Origin of the sequence: Thermus thermophilus HB8, assembly GCF_000091545.1 — a bacterium.
Taxonomy (GTDB): Bacteria; Deinococcota; Deinococci; order Deinococcales; family Thermaceae; genus Thermus; species Thermus thermophilus.
Genome location: NC_006461.1, coordinates 411,303 through 427,273, shown reverse-complemented (window position 1 = coordinate 427,273; position 15,971 = coordinate 411,303). Strand labels below are relative to the sequence as shown.

The following is a 15,971-nucleotide window of genomic DNA, read 5'->3' as shown; positions in this document are numbered from 1 at the left end:
CGGCCCTCAGGAGACGCGGGCCTCGAGGGGGATGACCCCCCTGGCCTCCAAAAGCCGCCTCTCCTCAATGAGGTCCTTAAGGGTGGTGCCCCCGAGGACCTGGCGCATGGCGAGGTCCACCCGCCGCCACAAAAGCTCGGTGGAGCACCGCCCCACCTTGTCGCAGCTCTCCGGGTCCTCCAGGCAGCTCACCGGGGCCAGGCTCCCCTCCAGGGCCTCCACCACCTCGAGGGCGGTGACCTTCTCCGGGGGGCGGGCGAGCCGGTACCCCCCCTTCGCCCCCCGCACGGAGCGGATGAAGCCCGCGTTGCGGAGCTGGGCGGCGATCTGCTCCAGGTAGTGCTGGCTGATGCCCTGGGCCTCGGCCACCTCCTTCAGGGGCACCGCCCTCGGCGCCCTAAGGCCGATCTCCACCAGGGCGCGGAGGCCGTACTGGGCCTTCGTGGACACCCACATGCCCCCAGTATACCCCAAAAGCGGCTATTTCCCCCCGGAAAACGCGGTTTTAAGGAAGGCGAGGCCGAAGAGGAGGGCCTGGGCCAGGACCACGCTGGCCCCGCTGGGCCAGTCCAGGAGGAAGGAGGCGTAAAGCCCGAGGAGGGTGGCCGAGAGGGCGAAGAGGAGGGCAAGGAGGGTCATGCCGGCGAAGGTGCGGCCGAGAAGCCGGGCCGCCGCCCCCGGGATCACCAAAAAGGCGGCCACGAGGAGGACCCCCACCACCTTCACCGCCACCACCAGGGCGAGGGCCAGGTAGGCGGAGAGGAGGTAGTCGTGGAGCCCCACGGGCACCCGGTCGGCGAGGGCGAGCTCCCGGTCAAAGGTGGCGTAGGCCAAAGCGCCCCAGAGGGGAAGGAGGGCGAGGCCCAGAAGGACCACCCCCCCCACGGCCCAGAGGTCCCCGGGCCCCACGGCGAGGAGGGAGCCGAAGAGGTAGCCCATGGCGTCCCCCACGTACCCCCGGGCCTTGGCGAGGAAGACGGCCCCGAGGGCCACGGAAAGGGCGAAGAAGACGCCGATGGCCGTGTCCTCCGAGAGGCCCGAGCGCTCCTTCACGTAGGTGATGGCCAGGGCCACGGCCAGGGTGAAGGGGAGGGCGAGGTAGAGGGGCTCCTCCCTCAGGAAAAGCCCCAGGGCCACCCCGGCGAAGGCGGCGTGGGCGAGCCCGTCCCCCAGGAAGGAAAGCCTTCTCTGCACCACGAAGGCGGAAAGCGCCCCTCCAAGCAGGCTCACCAAGAGGCCGGCGAGGAGGGCCCTCTGGAAGAAGGGGTAGCCCAAGGCCTCAAGCACGGCCGCCTCCCAGGAAAAGGGCGTGCTCGTGCCCCAAATGGCCGAAGGCCTGGCGGAGGCACTCCTCGGAGAGGGCCCGCTCCGGCGGGCCGAAGCCGATCACGCGGCGGTTCAGCACCAGGACGTGGCTGGCGTGGTGGGCCGCCTCCCAGTCGTGGGTGATCATGAGGATCGTGGCCCCCGTCTCCTCCTGGTAGGCCTCCAGGTGCCGGTAGAGGTCCACCTCCCCCAGCCGGTCCACCCCGGTGGCGGGCTCGTCCAAAAGGAGGAGGCGGGGCCTGCGCACCAGGGCCCGGGCCAGGTAGACCCGCTGCAACTGCCCCCCGGAAAGCCGCCCCAAGGGGCGGTGGGCGAGCTCCAACGCCCCCACCCGCCCCAAGGCCTCGAGGGCCCGCCTGCGCTCCTCCTCCCCCACGCGAAAGGGCCAGGCGCGGCGGAGCCCCGAGACCACGAGCTCCAAGGCCAGGGCGGGGAAGGTGCGGTCAAAGGTCTTGATCTGGGGCACGTAGCCGAACCAGAAGGGATCGGCCTGGCCCAAGGGGCGGCCGAAGATCCGCACCTCCCCCCGGAAGGGCACGAGGCCCAAAAGGGCCTTGAGAAGGGTGCTCTTCCCTGCCCCGTTGGGGCCCACCACGGCCACGAAGCTGCCCTCGGGCACCCTCAAGGAGACGTCCTCCAAGGCCTGGTACTGCCCGAAGCGCACCGCAAGCCCCTGGGTCTCCACCGCCCACATACCAATAACGATAGCGCATTTTCATTTGCGCCGCCAGGCCCCCGCTTGCGCAGGGGCCTTTTGGGCTCACATGAAGCGCTTGCGCCGCTTGTAGGCCTTGACCTCCTTGAAGCTCTTCCTCCCCCCTTCCTTGGCCACGCCCAGGTAGAACTCCTGGACGTCGGGGTTTTCCAAGAGGTACGCCCGGTCCCCCTCGAGGACGATCCGGCCCGACTCCATGATGTAGCCGTAGTGGGCGATGGAGAGGGCCACCCGGGCGTTCTGCTCCACCACGAGGACCGTAACCCCCTCCTCCGCGTTCACCCGGGCCACGATGTCAAAGATCTCCCGCACGAGCAGGGGGGCGAGGCCCAGGGAGGGCTCGTCCAAAAGGAGGAGGCGGGGCTTGGCGAGGAGGGCCCGCCCGATGGCGATCATCTGCTGCTCCCCGCCCGAGCAGTACCCCGCGAGCCGGTGCCTGAGCTCGGCCAGGCGGGGGAAGTAGTGGTAGATCCGGTCCAGCTCCTCCTTGAGGTTCACGCCCCTCCGGGTCAGGGTGCCCACCTTGAGGTTCTCCTCCACCGTGAGGTGCTTGAAGACGCGGCGACCCTCCAGGACCTGCACGATGCCCAGCTTGACGATCTCCTCGGGGGGGCGGCCCTGGATGGGCGTCCCCCGGAAGAGGATCTCCCCCCGCACCACCTCCCCGTCCTCGGGGATGAGGAGGCCGGAGATGGCCCGAAGGGTGGTGGTCTTCCCCGCCCCGTTCGGGCCCAAGAGGGCGGTGATCCTCCCTTCGGGGACCTTGAGGGAGACCCCCCGGAGCACCTGGATCACGTCGTGGTAGACCACCTCAATGTTGTTGACGAGGAGGAGGATGGGGCCGAGGTCCTCGGGACGGATCGGGTTCAAAGCGTCCATGGCCTTGTGGGAAAGGGGCCCGGGGCACCCCGGGCTCCCGGGGTCTACTTGCCGTAGTGCACCTTGCGGAAGAGGGCCGAGGTGAAGGGCTCCGTGACGGGGACGAAGCGCCCTCCCTTGGCCTCGAGGATCCGGAGGCCTTCCGCCCCCGTGTGCTCGCTCTTGGTGAAGTCAATCTCCACGCCCTGCTTGGTGGAGACGGCGAAGCCCGGCTTGAAGGCGTTGGGCCCGTTCATGCCGACGATGGCCTGGTAGACGGTCTCGTTGGTGATCCGCTTGAACCGCTCCTGGGCCCTGCGGATGGCCTCCACGGCGATGGACGCGACGAGCATCCCGTTCGTGTAGTTCACGCTCTCAATGAAGTTTTCGGGACGGCCGTACTTCCGCCCGATCTCCTTCTGCAGCCGGATCCCCGGGGTGTCCTCGTGGGCCATGTAGAAGCTCGTGGCCCAGAGGAAGCCCTCCGCCGCGTCCCCGGCCAAGGCGATGAGGTCCGGCCCCCCCGTGTAGTGGGCCCCCAGGTGGCGCATCTTCAGGCCCAGGCGCTTGGCGTCCTTGAGGATGTTGGCCACGGGGCCCGCCACGTTCTGGTGGACCACGTACTCCACCCCGGCCTGCTCAAAGCGCTTGAGGAGGGCGGTGTTGTCCAGGTTGCCGCTTCCCACCTCCTGGACGTCCACGATCTGAAGCCCGAGCTCCCGGGCCGCCTTCCTCGCGTCCTCCACCGGAGCCCGGCCGAAGGGGGAGGGGTGGACCACCAGGGCCACCTTGGCCCCCTTCTTCTCGCGGGCGATGTACTCCAGAAGGGCCACCACCTGCTCGGAGTAGCTGGTGGTGGGGAGGAAGATGTAATCGTTGTTGGGCGGGTCAATGAGCTCAATGTGCATGGAGGCGGGGATGGTGGGGATCCTGAGCTCCTGGATCAGGGGCTTGAGCTGGAGGTTCGCCCCCGTGGCGTAGGAGAGGAAGACGGGGATCTTGAAGCGGTCCACCGCCTCCTCAAAGAAGCGCTGGGTGTTGGCGTTGTTGTACTGGTCGTCCCGCACCACACAGTTGAAGACCACCCCGGGCACGAGCTTCCGCTCGTTGGCCCACTTGCAGTAGTCCTCCACCGCCGCCCCGTAAGGGGCCCCCGCGTCCGAGGTGGGCCCGGTGATGGCCCCCGACCAGAAGAGGGTCACCTGCTGCTGGCCTAAAGCCAACCCCAAGACCGCCGCGATGCCTGCCAGTGTCCTTCGCATACGCTTCCCTCCCTTCGCCAACCCCATGAGGGGGGTTGCCTAGTACCTAAAGGGCCAGGTGCGGAAGTAGCTTCGCATCACGCGCCACCAGTTGTAAAGCCCCCTGGGCTCAAACACCAGGAAGAGGACGATGACGAGGCCGAAGGCCAGGGGCCTTAGGGCGCTCGCCACGTCCACCCCAGCCACGCTGAAGCCCAGGGCCTTAATGAGGTTGGAAAGGGCCTCCATGTTCACGTCCAGAAGCTCCAGAAAGGCGGGCCCCAGGAAGCTTCCCACCAAGGTGCCGAGGCCCCCCACGATGGCCATGGCCAGGAGCTTGATGGAGACGGAGAAGGTGTAGTCCTCAATGACCACCGCCCGGGAGAGGTAGGCGTAAAGCGCCCCCGCCACCCCGGCGTAGAAGGCGCCCAGGGCGAAGGCGAAGAGCTTGGTGCGCCCGGGGTCCATGCCCATGGCGTCCGCCGCCCGGTCGTTGTCCCGCACCGCCACCAGGGCCCGGCCGTACTTGGTCCTGAGGAGGTTGCGGAAGAAGAGGGCGAGAAGGACCAAAACCGCGAAGCTCACGTAGTACCAGAAGTGGTAGTGGTTGCGGAAGCCCACCTCGTACCCGAGAAGGCTTACCCGGGGCAAGGGCATGGCCCCGCCCTGGTTGAGGAGGGGGAGGTGGCCCACCGTCCACTCAAAGACCACCTGGAAGGCGAGGGTGGCCATGGCCAGGTAAAGGTGCTTCACTCGGAGGCTCGGGATGCCCACCAGGTACCCGAAGAAGGCCCCGGCGAGCCCCGCCGCCGGGAGCACGAGGTAAAAGGGAAGCCCCGCCGGGGCCAAAAGGGCCGCGGTGTACGCCCCCACCCCCATGAAGGCCGCCTGGCCGATGTTGATGAGGCCGGCGTACCCCGTGGTGATGTTGAGCCCCAAGACGGCGATGCTGTAGACCAGGATCAGGTCCAGGATGAAGACCTGGGTCCGGGAGAGGAACTGGGGCAGCACCAGGAGGAAGCCCAGGAAGAGGAGAAGGGAGGCCAACTCCCGGTGGGTGGCGAAGATGCTGGCGTCCTGCTCGTACCGCGTGCGGTAGTTTCCGGTCTGGGCCCAAGGGTTCCTCATACGCGCTCAATCTCCTCCGTGCCGAAGAGGCCATGGGGCTTGAACCAGAGAACCAAAAGGAGGACCAGGAAGGGGAAGACGTCCCGGGTGCCCCCGCCGGGGACAAAGGGGTCCAGGTAGCCCGCCGCCAGGTTTTCCAAGACGCCGATGAGAATCCCCGCCACCACCGCCCCGGGGATGGAGTCCAGCCCCCCCAGGATCACCACGGGGAAGACCTTAAGGCCGATGTGCACCAGCCCGTCCAGGTTGAGGCCGGCGATGGTGCCCACCACGATCCCGGCCGCCGCCGCCGTGAGCCCCGCCGCCGCCCAGGCCAGGGCGAAGACCTTCTCCACCGAGACCCCGAGGCTCATGGCCGCCATCTGGTCGTCGGCCACGCTACGCATGGCGATCCCCAGGGTGGAGCGCTGGAAAAACCAGGTGAAGAGGGCGAGGAAGGCCAGGGTGAAGCCCAGGGCGAGGAGCTGGGGGTAGGAGACCTGCACCCCCAGGAGGGCGACACCGCCCGAGGGCAGGAAGGCGGGGTAGCTGAAGTTGCCCGCCCCAAAGGGGGTAAGGTGGATCAGGCCGTCAAGGAGGGAGGCGAGGCCGATGGTGGCCATGATGACGGAGATGATGGGCTGCCCCACCATGCGCTTCAGGAAGACCCGCTCCACCCCAAAGCCCAAGAGGGCGGTTAAGGCCAGGGCCAAGGCCGCGGCCAAAAGAAAGGGCGCCCCCAAGGCGACCATGGCCCAGTAGGCCAAAAAGGCCCCGATGGCGATGAACTGCCCCTGGGCGAAGTTCACCACCCGGCTCGCCTTGTAGATGAGGACGAAGCCCAAGGCGGCGAGGGCGTAGACGAGCCCCAGGACCACCCCCGAGAAGAGGAGCTGGAGGAAGAAGCTCACGCGGGCACCTCCTCGGCGAACCCCAGGACGGGCACCCGCGCCCGGAGGCGCTGGAGGGTGCCGTCCTGGTAACGGTACTCGGCCTCCACCTCCACCTCCTTGGCCCCGGAGTAGAGGGCCTCCACCAGGGGGGCGTACTTTTTGGCGATGTGGCCCCGCCGCACCTTGCCCGTTCGGGTGAGCTCCTCGTCGTCGGCGTCCAGGAGCTTGTAGAGAAGGACGAAGCGCTGGATCCTAAGCTCCTCGGGAAGCTCCTTGTTCACCTTCTCCACCTCCTTGCGGATGAGCTCGGCCACCTCGGGCTTCAGGGAGAGGTCCAGGTAGGTGGTGTAGGCCAGGCCCCGGTCCTCGGCCCACTTGCCCACGGTCTGGGGGTCTATGTTGATGAAGGCGGCCAGATAGGGCTTCCGGTCCCCGAAGACCACGGCCTCCTTGATGTAAGGGGAAAACTTCAGCTTGTTTTCCAGGAACTGGGGGCTGAAGACCGTGCCTTTCTCGGTGCGCATCACGTCGGAAAGGCGGTCAATGACCACCAGGTGGCCGTCCTCCGTGAGGTACCCCGCGTCCCCGGTGTGCAGCCACCCGTCCCCGAAGGTCTCCTGCGTGGCCTCGGGCCTTTCCCAGTACCCGGCGCAGACCGCGTCGGAGCGGAGGAGGATCTCCCCCGCCTCGCTGATCCTGACCTCGGTCCCGGGGATGGGCAGGCCCACGGTGTCGTGGCGCACGTCCCCGTCCCGGTGGACGAAGGCGATGCCGATGATCTCCGTCTGGCCGTAGACCTGCTTGAGGTTGACCCCGATGGCGTGGAAGAAGCGGAAGACGTCGGGGCCCAAAGCGGCGCCCCCCGTGTAGGCCCGGCGGAGGCGGAGGAAGCCGAGCTGGTCCCTCAAGGGCTTGAAGAGGACCTGGTCGGCAAACCAGTAGGCGAGGCGAAGCCCCAGGGGCATGGGCCTACCCCGCATCCGGTACTCCGCCGCCCGGTACCCCACCTTGAGGAGGCGCTCGTAGACGAAGCGGTTGAACCAGGGGCTTTCCGAGATGCGGACCCAGACCTGGCTCTGGATCCCCTCCCAGACCCTCGGGGGGCTGAACATCACGTGGGGGCCGATCTCCTTGAGGTCCTGCAGGGCGGTTTCCACCTCCTCGGGGAAGTTGACGGCGAACCCCCCGGTGAGGGCCATGGCCACGGACATCATCTGCTCCCCGATCCAGGCGAGGGGGAGGAAGGAAAGGTAGTCGTCCGTGGGCAGGAGGGGGTCCACCTCCTGGAGGGCCACCCCCATGTGGATCAGGTTGCGGTGGCGGAGCATGGCCGCCTTGGGACGCCCCGTGGTGCCCGAGGTGGAGGAAAGGTGGCAGACCTCCTCCGGGCTGGCCTCGAGGAGGAGCCTCTCCACCGCGTCCGGGTGCTTCCTCCGGTGCTCCCGCCCCCGCTCCAGGACCTCGGCGAAGGAGAGGAGCCAGGGGTCCTTGTAGCCCCGCATCCCCTTCTCGTCCTCGTAGATCACATAGCGCACGTGGGGGATCTCGCTCCGGATCTCGTAGAGCTTGTCCACCTGCTCCTGGTCCTCGGCGAGGACCACGCTCGCCCCCGTGTACTGGAGCATGTAGGCGATCTCGGGGGGAAGGCTGCTCTGGTAGACCCCCACGCTGATCCCCCGCACCGCCTGGGCCCCGAGCTCGGCGTAGAGCCACTCGGGAATGTTGTCGGCGATGACGGCAAGCCTCTCCCCCGGCCCAAAGCCCAGGGAGAGGAGGCCGTGGGCGAAGAGGAGGACGTTCTCGTAGTACTGGGCGTAGGTGATCTCGTTCCAGATGCCGTAGTCCTTCTCCCGGAGGGCCACCCGGTCCCCCTCGTGCTCCGCCCGGAGCCTGAGGAGCTGGGGCAGGGTGTAGCGCTTCATCTCGTAGGAGGGCCTCAAGGCCTTCATACCTCCACCCCCATGTAGGCCTCCTGCACCCTGGGGTTCCTCGCCACCTCCTCGGGCCTCCCCTCGGCGATGACCTGGCCGAAGTCCAGGACGTAGACCCGGTCGGAGATGTCCATGACCACCCCCAGGTCGTGCTCAATGAGGACCACGGTGGTGCCCCGGGCCCGGATCTCCAGGATGAAGCGCACCATGTCCTCCTTCTCCTCCAGGGTCATCCCGGCCATGGGCTCGTCCAGGAGGAGGAGCTTGGGGGAAAGGGCCAGGGCCCGGGCCACCTCCACCCGCTTCCTCACCCCGTAGGGAAGGTTGCCCACGAGGGCCTTGCGGTAGGGCTCCAGCTCCATGAAGTCAATGACCTCCTCCACCACCCGCCGGTTGCGCACCTCCTCGGCCAGGGCCCGCCCGTAGAAGAGGCCCGCCTGGAGGAGGCCGTAGGAGAGGTGGGTGTGCCGGGCGAGGAGGAGGTTTTCCAAGACGGTGAGGCCGGAGAAGAGCTCAATGTTCTGGAAGGCCCGGGCGATGCCCTTCCGGGTGACCTCGTGGGGGCTTGCCCGGGTGAGGTCCTGTCCCTCAAAGAGGATGCGTCCTCGCTCCGGGTGGTAAAAGCCGGAGATGCAGTTCAAGAGGCTCGTCTTCCCCGCCCCGTTGGGGCCGATGATGGAGACGAGCTCCCCAGCCTCCACCCGCATGGACACCCCGGAAAGGGCGGCCACGCCGCCGAAGGTAAGGGTCACGCCTTCCACGTCAAGCTGCGCCACCTACGCCTCCTCAGGGATGCGACTTGGCGTGAAGTATACCGGGCGGGGCGGCAAATTGTCAACGGGATTACGTATGGGTGTAAAAAACCGTCAGCCTTTGTTTCCCCTGCTCTATGCTACACTCTTAGAGGCATGGGGGGCCATGGCCCCAGGGAGGGAGATGGATGAAAAGGACGTGGCAACCCAACCGCAGGAAACGGGCCAAAACCCACGGCTTTCGGGCCAGGATGAGGACCCCGGGCGGCCGGAAGGTGCTGAAGCGCCGCCGTCAGAAGGGGCGCTGGCGCCTCACGCCCGCCGTTCGGAAGCGGTAGGCCCCAAGCCCCCCGCCCCGGGGGGCAAGCTTCTTTCCCTCAAAGGCGACCGGGCCTTCCAGAGGCTCCGCAAGGGCAGGGCGGGGCGGGGGCGGTACGTCTCGGTGAAGTGGCTTCCCGCCGCCGAGCTCCGCGTGGGCATCGTGGTCTCCAAGAAGGTGGGCAAGGCGGTGGTGCGCAACAAGGTCAAGCGCCGCCTCCGGGAGATCCTCCGCCGCCTCCACCTGCCCCAAGCCCACCTCCTGGTGGTGGCGAGCCCCGAGGCCCGGGAGGCGGACTTCGCCGAGCTCTTCCGGGACGTGGTCAGGGCCTTGCGCAAGAGCGGGTTGGTACAATAGCGGCGTGCGCGAGGTGCTGATCCTCCTCATCCGCTTCTACCGCCGTTTTCTCTCTCCCCTGAAACCCAGGACCTGTCGCTTCCACCCCACCTGCTCCGCCTACGCCCTCGAGGCCCTGGAGCGGCACGGGGCCTTCTGGGGGAGCTATCTCGCCGTGCGGCGGGTCCTCCGCTGCCACCCCTGGAACCCCGGCGGGCTGGACCCGGTGCCCGTCCTCTTCCCCCCGGGGAAGGTCCGGGGAGGTGCGGAATGAAGAGGCTCCTTGCGGCCTTCCTCTTCCTCCTCCCCGCCCTCGCCCTGGAGGTGGGGTTCAAGGACGCGGACGTCAACGGGGACGGGACCCCGGAAAAGGTCGCCGTCACCAACCTCATGGACCTGGCCTTTGACGAGGCGGGCCAGGTGGTGGGCTGGTACGTGAAGGCCTACAAGGGCACGGCCTTCGGCGACTACGCCCGCGCCCCCAACCTGGCGGCGAACGGCCCCGTCCTCTCCCCCGTGGGCTTCCGTCCCCTGGAGGCGGAGTTCGCCGTGGAGGACGGCCACCTCCTCGCCCGCTTCCGGGGGGAGGAGGGGACCCTCACCTACCGCATCCCCAAGGAGCGGTACACCGCGGAGGTGACGGCGGACTTTCCCCTCGTCCTTAAGCTCTCCGCCCAGGGAAACCCCAAGGCGCTGTTGGAAGGCGCCGCCGAGCCCGCCCCGAGCGGGGAGGGGCGCCTCGTCTACCTCGCCTGGCAGACCCGGCCCAAGGCGGGCTACGCCCTGGTGGCCTTCGGGGAGGGCCCCTTGGAGGGCAGGCTCGTGGGGCGCGAGGGGGAGGTGCGGCTTGGGCCGGGAGAAATCCTCAGGGTCTACGGCGGCCAGAACGAGCTCGTCCGCTTCCACGTGGAAGGCCTCCTCTCCTTCCCCGGCCTCTTCAGCCCCAACCTCTGGGGCCAGCTCTCCTTGGGCCTCCTCTGGATCATGGAGGCGGCCTACCGCTTCACCGGCAACTGGGGCCTCGCCATCCTCTTCCTGACCCTGGTGGTGCGCCTCCTCCTCTGGCCCCTCATGCACCAGCAGTTCAAGAGCATGGCGGAGATCCAGCGCCTCCAGCCCCTCATCCAGAAGATCAACGAGAAGTACAAGGACGACCCCAACAAGCGGGCGGAGGCCACCATGAAGCTCTACCAGGAGCACCGGGTGAACCCCGCCGCCGGCTGCCTCCCCCTCCTCATCCAGATGCCCATCCTCTTCATCCTCTGGAAGGTGATCGCCAACTACGAGTTCGGCCAGGGCTTCCTCTGGATCCCCGACCTCGCCCTCCCCGACCCCTACTACATCCTCCCCGTCCTCTACGTGGCCAGCACCTTCCTCTCCACCTGGCTCTCCGCCCACGGGAACCGGGACCTCATCCGGCAAAGCCTCTTCATGAACCTCATCTTCGTCTTCCTGGTCCTCCAGTTCCCCTCGGGGGTCACCCTCTACTGGGTCCTTTCCACCCTCATCGGCCTCGTGCAGCAGTGGCTCATCAACAAAAGCCTGGCCCCCCTTAAGGCGTAAACTGGGGGCATGAACGAGCGCAAGAAGAGCATTGACGAGCTCCTCTCCGACCTCGGGGTCCTCGAGGAGGCCCCGGTGGAAGTGGAGCTCAAGGAATCGGGAACCCCCGAGGCCCAAGGGGACCCCAGGGCCTTCCTGGAAGAGTTCCTCGGGGGCCTCCTCCTCCTCCTGGACCCCGGCCACCGCCTGGAGGTGAGGGTGGAAGGGGAGACCCTTAAGGCCGAGGTCAAGGGAGGGGACCTGGGCCGCTTCATCGGGAAGGAGGGGCGGACCCTGAGGGCCGTGGAGCACCTGGCCCGGGTGGTCCTGGCCCGGCGCTTCGGCACCGGCTACCGCCTCGTCCTGGACGCGGCGGGGTACAGAAGCCGGGCGGAGGCCCGGATCCGCCGCCTCGCCGAGGAGGCGGCCCTCACCGTGGCCATGACCGGGGAGCCCCTCCACCTCCCCCCCATGCCCCCCGGGGAGCGGCGGATCGTGCACATGCTCCTCAAGAACCACCCCCGGGTCACCACGGAAAGCCAAGGGGAGGGAGAGGAGCGGCACGTGGTGGTCTACCCCAGGCGCGAGGCCCAAGGCTGAGGGCCCGAGGCCATGCCGGAGGCCCCGGGGGATACGCCGCTCGCCCTGGACCTGCTCCGCCGCCTGAGGCGGGCCCTCGGCGCCGCCGGGCTTCCCGAGCTCGAGGCCTGGGACCTCCTCGCCGCGGCCACGGGCTGGCCCCGAAAGGCCCTATATGGCCGCCTCACCTCCTCCCTGCCCCAAGAGGCCCTTGACCGGGCCGAGGCGCTCCTCAAGCGGCGCCTCCAGGGCTACCCCCTCCAGTACCTGGTGGGGGAGGTGGAGTTCTTCGGCCTGCCCCTGCGGGTGGAGGAAGGGGTCCTCATCCCCCGCCCCGAGACGGAAGGGCTGGTGGAGCTCGCCCTAGGCCTCCCCCTGCCCCCCGCCCCCCGGATCCTGGACGTGGGCACGGGCACGGGAGCCATCGCCCTGGCCCTGAAGCGGGCCCTGCCCGAGGCGGAGGTCTACGCCACGGAGGTGGACCCCAAGGCCCTCGCCCTCGCCCGGGAGAACGCCGAGCGGCTGGGCCTTTCCGTGGCCTTCCTCCCCGCGCCCCTCACCGGGGGGCTTAGGGACCTGGACCTGGTGGTCTCCAACCCCCCCTACCTCCCCGAGGCCTACCGGGAAAAGGCCCCGAGGGAGCTCGGCTACGAAAGCCCCCTGGCCCTCTACGCCGGGCCGGAAGGCCTCTCGGTGGCCCGCCCCCTGGCGGAGGAGGCCCGCCGATCCCTGAAGCCCGGGGGGTACCTCCTCCTGGAACTCGCCCCGGAAAACGTCCACCTCCTCGCCCGGGAGCTCCGGGAAAAGGGCTGGAAGGAGGTGGCGGTCCTACCGGACCTCGCGGGTCGGGACCGGTACCTCCGGGCCCGGAGGCCCCCCGAGGAGGCGGAAGGCGAGGAGGGGCGGCTCCACCGTCCACACCTCCCGCAAAGCCACCACCCCCACCCGGACCACCCCGGACCGCCCCCGGAGGAGGAGGAGGCCCTGGGCCAGGTCCGTCTCCGTGGGGAAGCGGGCGTACTCCGGGGGCACGCCCTCCTCCAGAAGGCGCTTCCGGACCCGTTCCCCCACCTCCAGGAGGACGGCCCGGGCCCGGGGCTCCCCCGTGTTGAGGAAGGTGGCGCTGGCGAGAACCTCCCCCGCGGGCCACAGGCGCTTTTCCGGGTAAAAGCGGGCCCGGACGAGGAGGACGCCGTCCTCGTACCCTGCCCCTTCCAGAACAGCAAGCCCCGGGCCCTTGGCCCCGCCGAGAAGCCGCACGCCCTTGAAGCCCAGGAGGAGGGCCCGCCTCCGGGCCGCCTCTTCCAGCGCCACGGGGCCCTCCTCCGGGCCCAGGCGCACCTCCCCCAGGTAGAGCCCCTGGCTCAGGCGGGCGAGGCCTTCCGCGAGCTGGCCCTTCTGCCCCTCCAGCACCCGGGCCTGGACGAGGAGGCCCTGGACCCGCCTCTCCTCCTCGGCGAGCTCCTGGCGTACCCGGGCCAGGGCCTCCCGGAGCCGGGAGGCCTCCTCCTCCAGAACCTCCCGGGAGCGCCTTAAGTCCAACACCCGTCCCTGGAGGGCCACGAGGTCGGCCTCGAGCCGCTCCCTCTCCCCCAGGAGGGCTTCCCGCTCCTTTCGGGCCTGCGCCAGCTCCGCCTCGGCCTCCCGCAGCCTGGCCTCCAGGGCCCGGAGGGCCTCCTCCTTGGCCCTCACCTCCGCCTCGCGGGCGCGCAAGGCCTCCTCCAAGGCCTTCCCCCGGGCCTCGAGGCGGGCCACCTCCTCCCGGAGGGCGGCAAGCTCCCGGGAGGCCGCCTCCCGCAGCCCCTCCACCCGCTCCAGGGCCTGAAGGAGGGCGCCCCGCTCCCCGCGCAGGGCGTTGACCTCGGCGAGGGCCCGGGCGGCCTCCGCCTCCAGGGCCGCCCTTTGCTCCTTGAGCCGGTCCCGCTCGGCCCGGATGGCCTCCGCCTGGAGGATCACCTCCCGGGCGTCCCGGAAGACCAGGAGGAAGCCCAGGTAGCTCAAGAGGGCGATGCCCACCCCGGTGAAGACGGCGACCAGGGTGGCCGTCTGGCGGGGCCTCAGGCCGAAGAGGCGGTAGTGCCGCTTCCCCGCCCACTTGGCCACCTTGTCCCCCAGGTAGGCCACCAAGGCCGAAAGGAAGAGGACGAGGAAGAGGAGGGCCCAGAAGGTCATGGCTAGAGCTCGTAGTCCTCGCCCAGGTAGTGGCGCCTCACCCCCTGGTCCTTGGCGAAGGTCTCCGGGTCCCCGTGGAAGAGGACCTGGCCGTCGTACATCAGGTAGACCCGGTCGGTGATGGCCAGGGTCTCCCTCACGGCGTGGTCGGTGATGAAGACCCCCACGCCGCGCCTTTCCCGAAGCTCGGCGATCACCTTCTGGATCTCCCGGACGTTCTTGGGATCCACCCCGGTGAAGGGCTCGTCCAAAAGGAGGAAGTCGGGGTCGGTGGCGAGGGCCCGGGCGATCTCCAGCCTGCGCCTCTCCCCCCCGGAGAGGCTGTAGGCCATCCGGTCCCGCAGGTGGTAGATGGAAAGCTCCTCCAAAAGGGCCTTGGCCTTCTCCAGGCGCTCCTTTTTGGAAAGGGGCTGGAACTCCAAGACGGCGAGGAGGTTCTCCAAGGCGGTCATCCGCCGGAAGGCGCTGGGCTCCTGGGGGAGGTAGCCGAGGCCGAGCCGGGCCCTTTTGTACATGGGGAGGGCGGTGATCTCCTGGCCCTTAAGGTAGATCCGCCCCCCCGTGGGCCGGATGAACCCCACCACCATGTAGAAGGTGGTGGTCTTCCCCGCCCCGTTGGGGCCGAAGAGGGCCACGATCTCGCCCCGCCTAAGGGCGAGGTCCACGCCCCGGACCACCTCCTTGGGGCCGTAGCGCTTGCGCAAACCCTGGGCGCGAAGCTCCCCGTCCATTGCCCCTTAGGCTACGGGGCAACCTTTAGCCCCGGGTGAGATAATGGGCGAGGTATGGTGGTGACCCGCATCGCGCCAAGCCCCACGGGCGACCCCCACGTGGGCACGGCCTACATCGCCCTCTTCAACTACGCCTGGGCCCGGAGGAACGGGGGGCGCTTCATCGTGCGCATTGAGGACACGGACCGGGCGCGCTACGTCCCCGGGGCCGAGGAAAGGATCCTCGCCGCCTTAAAGTGGCTTGGCCTCTCCTACGACGAGGGCCCCGATGTGGGCGGCCCCCACGGGCCCTACCGCCAGTCGGAACGGCTTCCCCTCTACCAAAAGTACGCCGAGGAGCTCCTCAAGCGGGGGTGGGCCTACCGGGCCTTTGAGACCCCGGAGGAGCTAGAGCAAATCCGCAAGGAAAAGGGGGGCTACGACGGGAGGGCCCGGAACATCCCCCCTGAGGAGGCCGAGGAGCGGGCGAGGCGGGGCGAGCCCCACGTGATCCGCCTCAAGGTGCCCCGCCCCGGGACCACGGAGGTCAAGGACGAGCTCAGGGGGGTGGTGGTCTACGACAACCAGGAGATCCCCGACGTGGTCCTCCTCAAGTCCGACGGCTACCCCACCTACCACCTGGCCAACGTGGTGGACGACCACCTCATGGGGGTCACGGACGTGATCCGGGCGGAGGAGTGGCTCGTCTCCACCCCCATCCACGTCCTCCTCTACCGGGCCTTCGGCTGGGAGGCGCCCCGGTTCTACCACATGCCCCTCCTGCGCAACCCCGACAAGACCAAGATCTCCAAGCGCAAAAGCCACACCTCCCTGGACTGGTACAAGGCGGAGGGGTTTCTGCCCGAGGCCCTGAGGAACTACCTCTGCCTCATGGGGTTCTCCATGCCCGACGGGCGGGAGATCTTCACCCTCGAGGAGTTCATCCAGGCCTTCACCTGGGAGAGGGTTTCCCTGGGGGGGCCCGTCTTTGACCTGGAAAAGCTCCGCTGGATGAACGGGAAGTACATCCGGGAGGTGCTCTCCCTGGAGGAGGTGGCGGAGAGGGTCAAGCCCTTCCTCCGGGAGGCGGGGCTTTCCTGGGAAAGCGAGGCCTACCTGAGGCGGGCGGTGGAGCTCATGCGCCCCCGGTTTGACACCCTGAAGGAGTTCCCGGAGAAGGCCCGCTACCTCTTCACCGAGGACTACCCCGTGTCGGAGAAGGCCCAGAGGAAGCTGGAAGAGGGGCTTCCCCTCCTCAAGGAGCTCTACCCCCGCCTAAGGGCCCAGGAGGAGTGGACCGAGGCCGCCCTCGAGGCCCTCCTCCGGGGCTTCGCCGCGGAGAAGGGGGTCAAGCTCGGCCAGGTGGCCCAGCCCCTTCGGGCCGCCCTCACGGGGAGCCTGGAGACCCCGGGGCTTTTTGAGATCCTGGCCCTCCTCGGGAAGGAGCGGGCGCTCAGGCGCTTGGAGCGGGCCCTCGCCTAGGGGTATAC

Annotated in this window: 17 protein-coding genes and 1 pseudogene; 7 read left to right on the top strand and 11 right to left on the bottom strand. The window is 68.8% G+C overall.

All coding sequences use genetic code 11. The features are described 5' to 3' along the window. Nucleotides 1–6: 6 nt before the first annotated feature. From TTH_RS02365 to TTH_RS02325, 9 genes are all read right to left on the bottom strand, one after another. Nucleotides 7–456 (bottom strand): RrF2 family transcriptional regulator, encoded by a 450-nt coding sequence (locus tag TTH_RS02365; RefSeq protein WP_011172543.1) that lies wholly within the window; start codon nt 454–456, stop codon nt 7–9. A 24-nt stretch (nt 457–480) separates the two neighbouring features. Further along, a complete protein-coding gene (locus TTH_RS02360) occupies nt 481–1,287 on the bottom strand; it encodes a metal ABC transporter permease (protein ID WP_011172542.1) in 807 nt (268 codons plus the stop codon). Further along, nucleotides 1,280–2,020 (bottom strand): metal ABC transporter ATP-binding protein, encoded by a 741-nt coding sequence (locus tag TTH_RS02355; protein WP_011227948.1) that lies wholly within the window; start codon nt 2,018–2,020, stop codon nt 1,280–1,282. Before TTH_RS02355 ends, TTH_RS02360 begins: the two co-directional genes overlap by 8 nt. Before the next feature lie 66 nt (nt 2,021–2,086). Further along, nucleotides 2,087–2,920 carry an ABC transporter ATP-binding protein gene (locus TTH_RS02350; protein ID WP_011227947.1) on the bottom strand — a complete coding sequence of 278 codons (834 nt, stop codon included), beginning with the start codon at nt 2,918–2,920 and terminating at the stop codon, nt 2,087–2,089. 44 nt (nt 2,921–2,964) lie between these two features. Next, a complete protein-coding gene (locus tag TTH_RS02345; RefSeq protein ID WP_164926030.1) occupies nt 2,965–4,161 on the bottom strand; it encodes an ABC transporter substrate-binding protein in 1,197 nt (398 codons plus the stop codon). 39 nt (nt 4,162–4,200) lie between these two features. Further along, on the bottom strand, nt 4,201–5,268 hold the full coding sequence (locus tag TTH_RS02340) for a branched-chain amino acid ABC transporter permease (RefSeq protein ID WP_011227945.1): 1,068 nt from the start codon (nt 5,266–5,268) through the stop codon (nt 4,201–4,203). Beyond that, on the bottom strand, nt 5,265–6,158 hold the full coding sequence (locus tag TTH_RS02335; RefSeq protein WP_011227944.1) for a branched-chain amino acid ABC transporter permease: 894 nt from the start codon (nt 6,156–6,158) through the stop codon (nt 5,265–5,267). Before TTH_RS02335 ends, TTH_RS02340 begins: the two co-directional genes overlap by 4 nt. Next, nucleotides 6,155–8,089, bottom strand: coding sequence for a long-chain fatty acid--CoA ligase (locus TTH_RS02330; RefSeq protein ID WP_011227943.1), 1,935 nt, complete (start codon nt 8,087–8,089; stop codon nt 6,155–6,157). Before TTH_RS02330 ends, TTH_RS02335 begins: the two co-directional genes overlap by 4 nt. Continuing rightward, on the bottom strand, nt 8,086–8,847 hold the full coding sequence (locus TTH_RS02325) for an ABC transporter ATP-binding protein (protein WP_011227942.1): 762 nt from the start codon (nt 8,845–8,847) through the stop codon (nt 8,086–8,088). Before TTH_RS02325 ends, TTH_RS02330 begins: the two co-directional genes overlap by 4 nt. A gap of 164 nt (nt 8,848–9,011) precedes the next feature. Here TTH_RS02325 and rpmH point away from each other — a divergent pair, with 164 nt between their 5' ends. From rpmH to prmC, 6 genes and pseudogenes are all read left to right on the top strand, one after another. Beyond that, nucleotides 9,012–9,161 (top strand): 50S ribosomal protein L34, encoded by a 150-nt coding sequence (gene rpmH / locus TTH_RS02320; RefSeq protein WP_011227941.1) that lies wholly within the window; start codon nt 9,012–9,014, stop codon nt 9,159–9,161. Then, on the top strand, nt 9,128–9,499 hold the full coding sequence (gene rnpA / locus TTH_RS02315; RefSeq protein WP_081424933.1) for a ribonuclease P protein component: 372 nt from the start codon (nt 9,128–9,130) through the stop codon (nt 9,497–9,499). Before rpmH ends, rnpA begins: the two co-directional genes overlap by 34 nt. Before the next feature lie 4 nt (nt 9,500–9,503). After that, nucleotides 9,504–9,752: a membrane protein insertion efficiency factor YidD gene (yidD, locus tag TTH_RS02310; protein WP_011172533.1), complete on the top strand. Its 249-nt coding sequence runs from the start codon at nt 9,504–9,506 to the stop codon at nt 9,750–9,752. Next, nucleotides 9,749–11,041: a YidC/Oxa1 family membrane protein insertase gene (locus TTH_RS02305; protein WP_011227939.1), complete on the top strand. Its 1,293-nt coding sequence runs from the start codon at nt 9,749–9,751 to the stop codon at nt 11,039–11,041. Before yidD ends, TTH_RS02305 begins: the two co-directional genes overlap by 4 nt. Before the next feature lie 9 nt (nt 11,042–11,050). Further along, nucleotides 11,051–11,620 (top strand): Jag family protein, encoded by a 570-nt coding sequence (locus TTH_RS02300; protein ID WP_011227938.1) that lies wholly within the window; start codon nt 11,051–11,053, stop codon nt 11,618–11,620. A gap of 12 nt (nt 11,621–11,632) precedes the next feature. After that, a pseudogene (gene prmC / locus TTH_RS11445) lies at nt 11,633–12,526 on the top strand (peptide chain release factor N(5)-glutamine methyltransferase); the annotation flags it as partial. Here prmC and TTH_RS11440 read toward each other — a convergent pair. Together TTH_RS11440 and lptB are read right to left on the bottom strand one after the other, a co-directional pair. Further along, nucleotides 12,428–13,771 carry a DUF3084 domain-containing protein gene (locus tag TTH_RS11440; RefSeq protein WP_011227936.1) on the bottom strand — a complete coding sequence of 448 codons (1,344 nt, stop codon included), beginning with the start codon at nt 13,769–13,771 and terminating at the stop codon, nt 12,428–12,430. The pseudogene prmC and the gene TTH_RS11440 sit on opposite strands and share 99 nt — an antisense overlap. 2 nt (nt 13,772–13,773) lie before the next feature. Further along, nucleotides 13,774–14,502, bottom strand: a complete 729-nt coding sequence (gene lptB / locus TTH_RS02285) for an LPS export ABC transporter ATP-binding protein (RefSeq protein ID WP_011172528.1) — start codon at nt 14,500–14,502, stop codon at nt 13,774–13,776. A 54-nt stretch (nt 14,503–14,556) separates the two neighbouring features. Between lptB and gltX the strand changes: the two genes are divergently transcribed. Then, nucleotides 14,557–15,963: a glutamate--tRNA ligase gene (gene gltX / locus TTH_RS02280; protein ID WP_011227935.1), complete on the top strand. Its 1,407-nt coding sequence runs from the start codon at nt 14,557–14,559 to the stop codon at nt 15,961–15,963. Nucleotides 15,964–15,971: the final 8 nt, after the last annotated feature.

Bases quoted from the DNA above. Each gene is read 5' to 3' on its own strand.
- TTH_RS02365 (WP_011172543.1), bottom strand. From the start codon at position 456: ATGTGGGTGTCCACGAAGGCCCAGTACGGCCTCCGCGCCCTGGTGGAG.
- TTH_RS02355 (WP_011227948.1), bottom strand. From the start codon at position 2,020: ATGTGGGCGGTGGAGACCCAGGGGCTTGCGGTGCGCTTCGGGCAGTAC.
- TTH_RS02350 (WP_011227947.1), bottom strand. From the start codon at position 2,920: ATGGACGCTTTGAACCCGATCCGTCCCGAGGACCTCGGCCCCATCCTC.
- TTH_RS02345 (WP_164926030.1), bottom strand. From the start codon at position 4,161: ATGCGAAGGACACTGGCAGGCATCGCGGCGGTCTTGGGGTTGGCTTTA.
- TTH_RS02340 (WP_011227945.1), bottom strand. From the start codon at position 5,268: ATGAGGAACCCTTGGGCCCAGACCGGAAACTACCGCACGCGGTACGAG.
- TTH_RS02330 (WP_011227943.1), bottom strand. From the start codon at position 8,089: ATGAAGGCCTTGAGGCCCTCCTACGAGATGAAGCGCTACACCCTGCCC.
- rpmH (WP_011227941.1), top strand. From the start codon at position 9,012: ATGAAAAGGACGTGGCAACCCAACCGCAGGAAACGGGCCAAAACCCAC.
- TTH_RS02305 (WP_011227939.1), top strand. From the start codon at position 9,749: ATGAAGAGGCTCCTTGCGGCCTTCCTCTTCCTCCTCCCCGCCCTCGCC.
- TTH_RS02300 (WP_011227938.1), top strand. From the start codon at position 11,051: ATGAACGAGCGCAAGAAGAGCATTGACGAGCTCCTCTCCGACCTCGGG.
- TTH_RS11440 (WP_011227936.1), bottom strand. From the start codon at position 13,771: ATGACCTTCTGGGCCCTCCTCTTCCTCGTCCTCTTCCTTTCGGCCTTG.
- lptB (WP_011172528.1), bottom strand. From the start codon at position 14,502: ATGGACGGGGAGCTTCGCGCCCAGGGTTTGCGCAAGCGCTACGGCCCC.
- gltX (WP_011227935.1), top strand. From the start codon at position 14,557: ATGGTGGTGACCCGCATCGCGCCAAGCCCCACGGGCGACCCCCACGTG.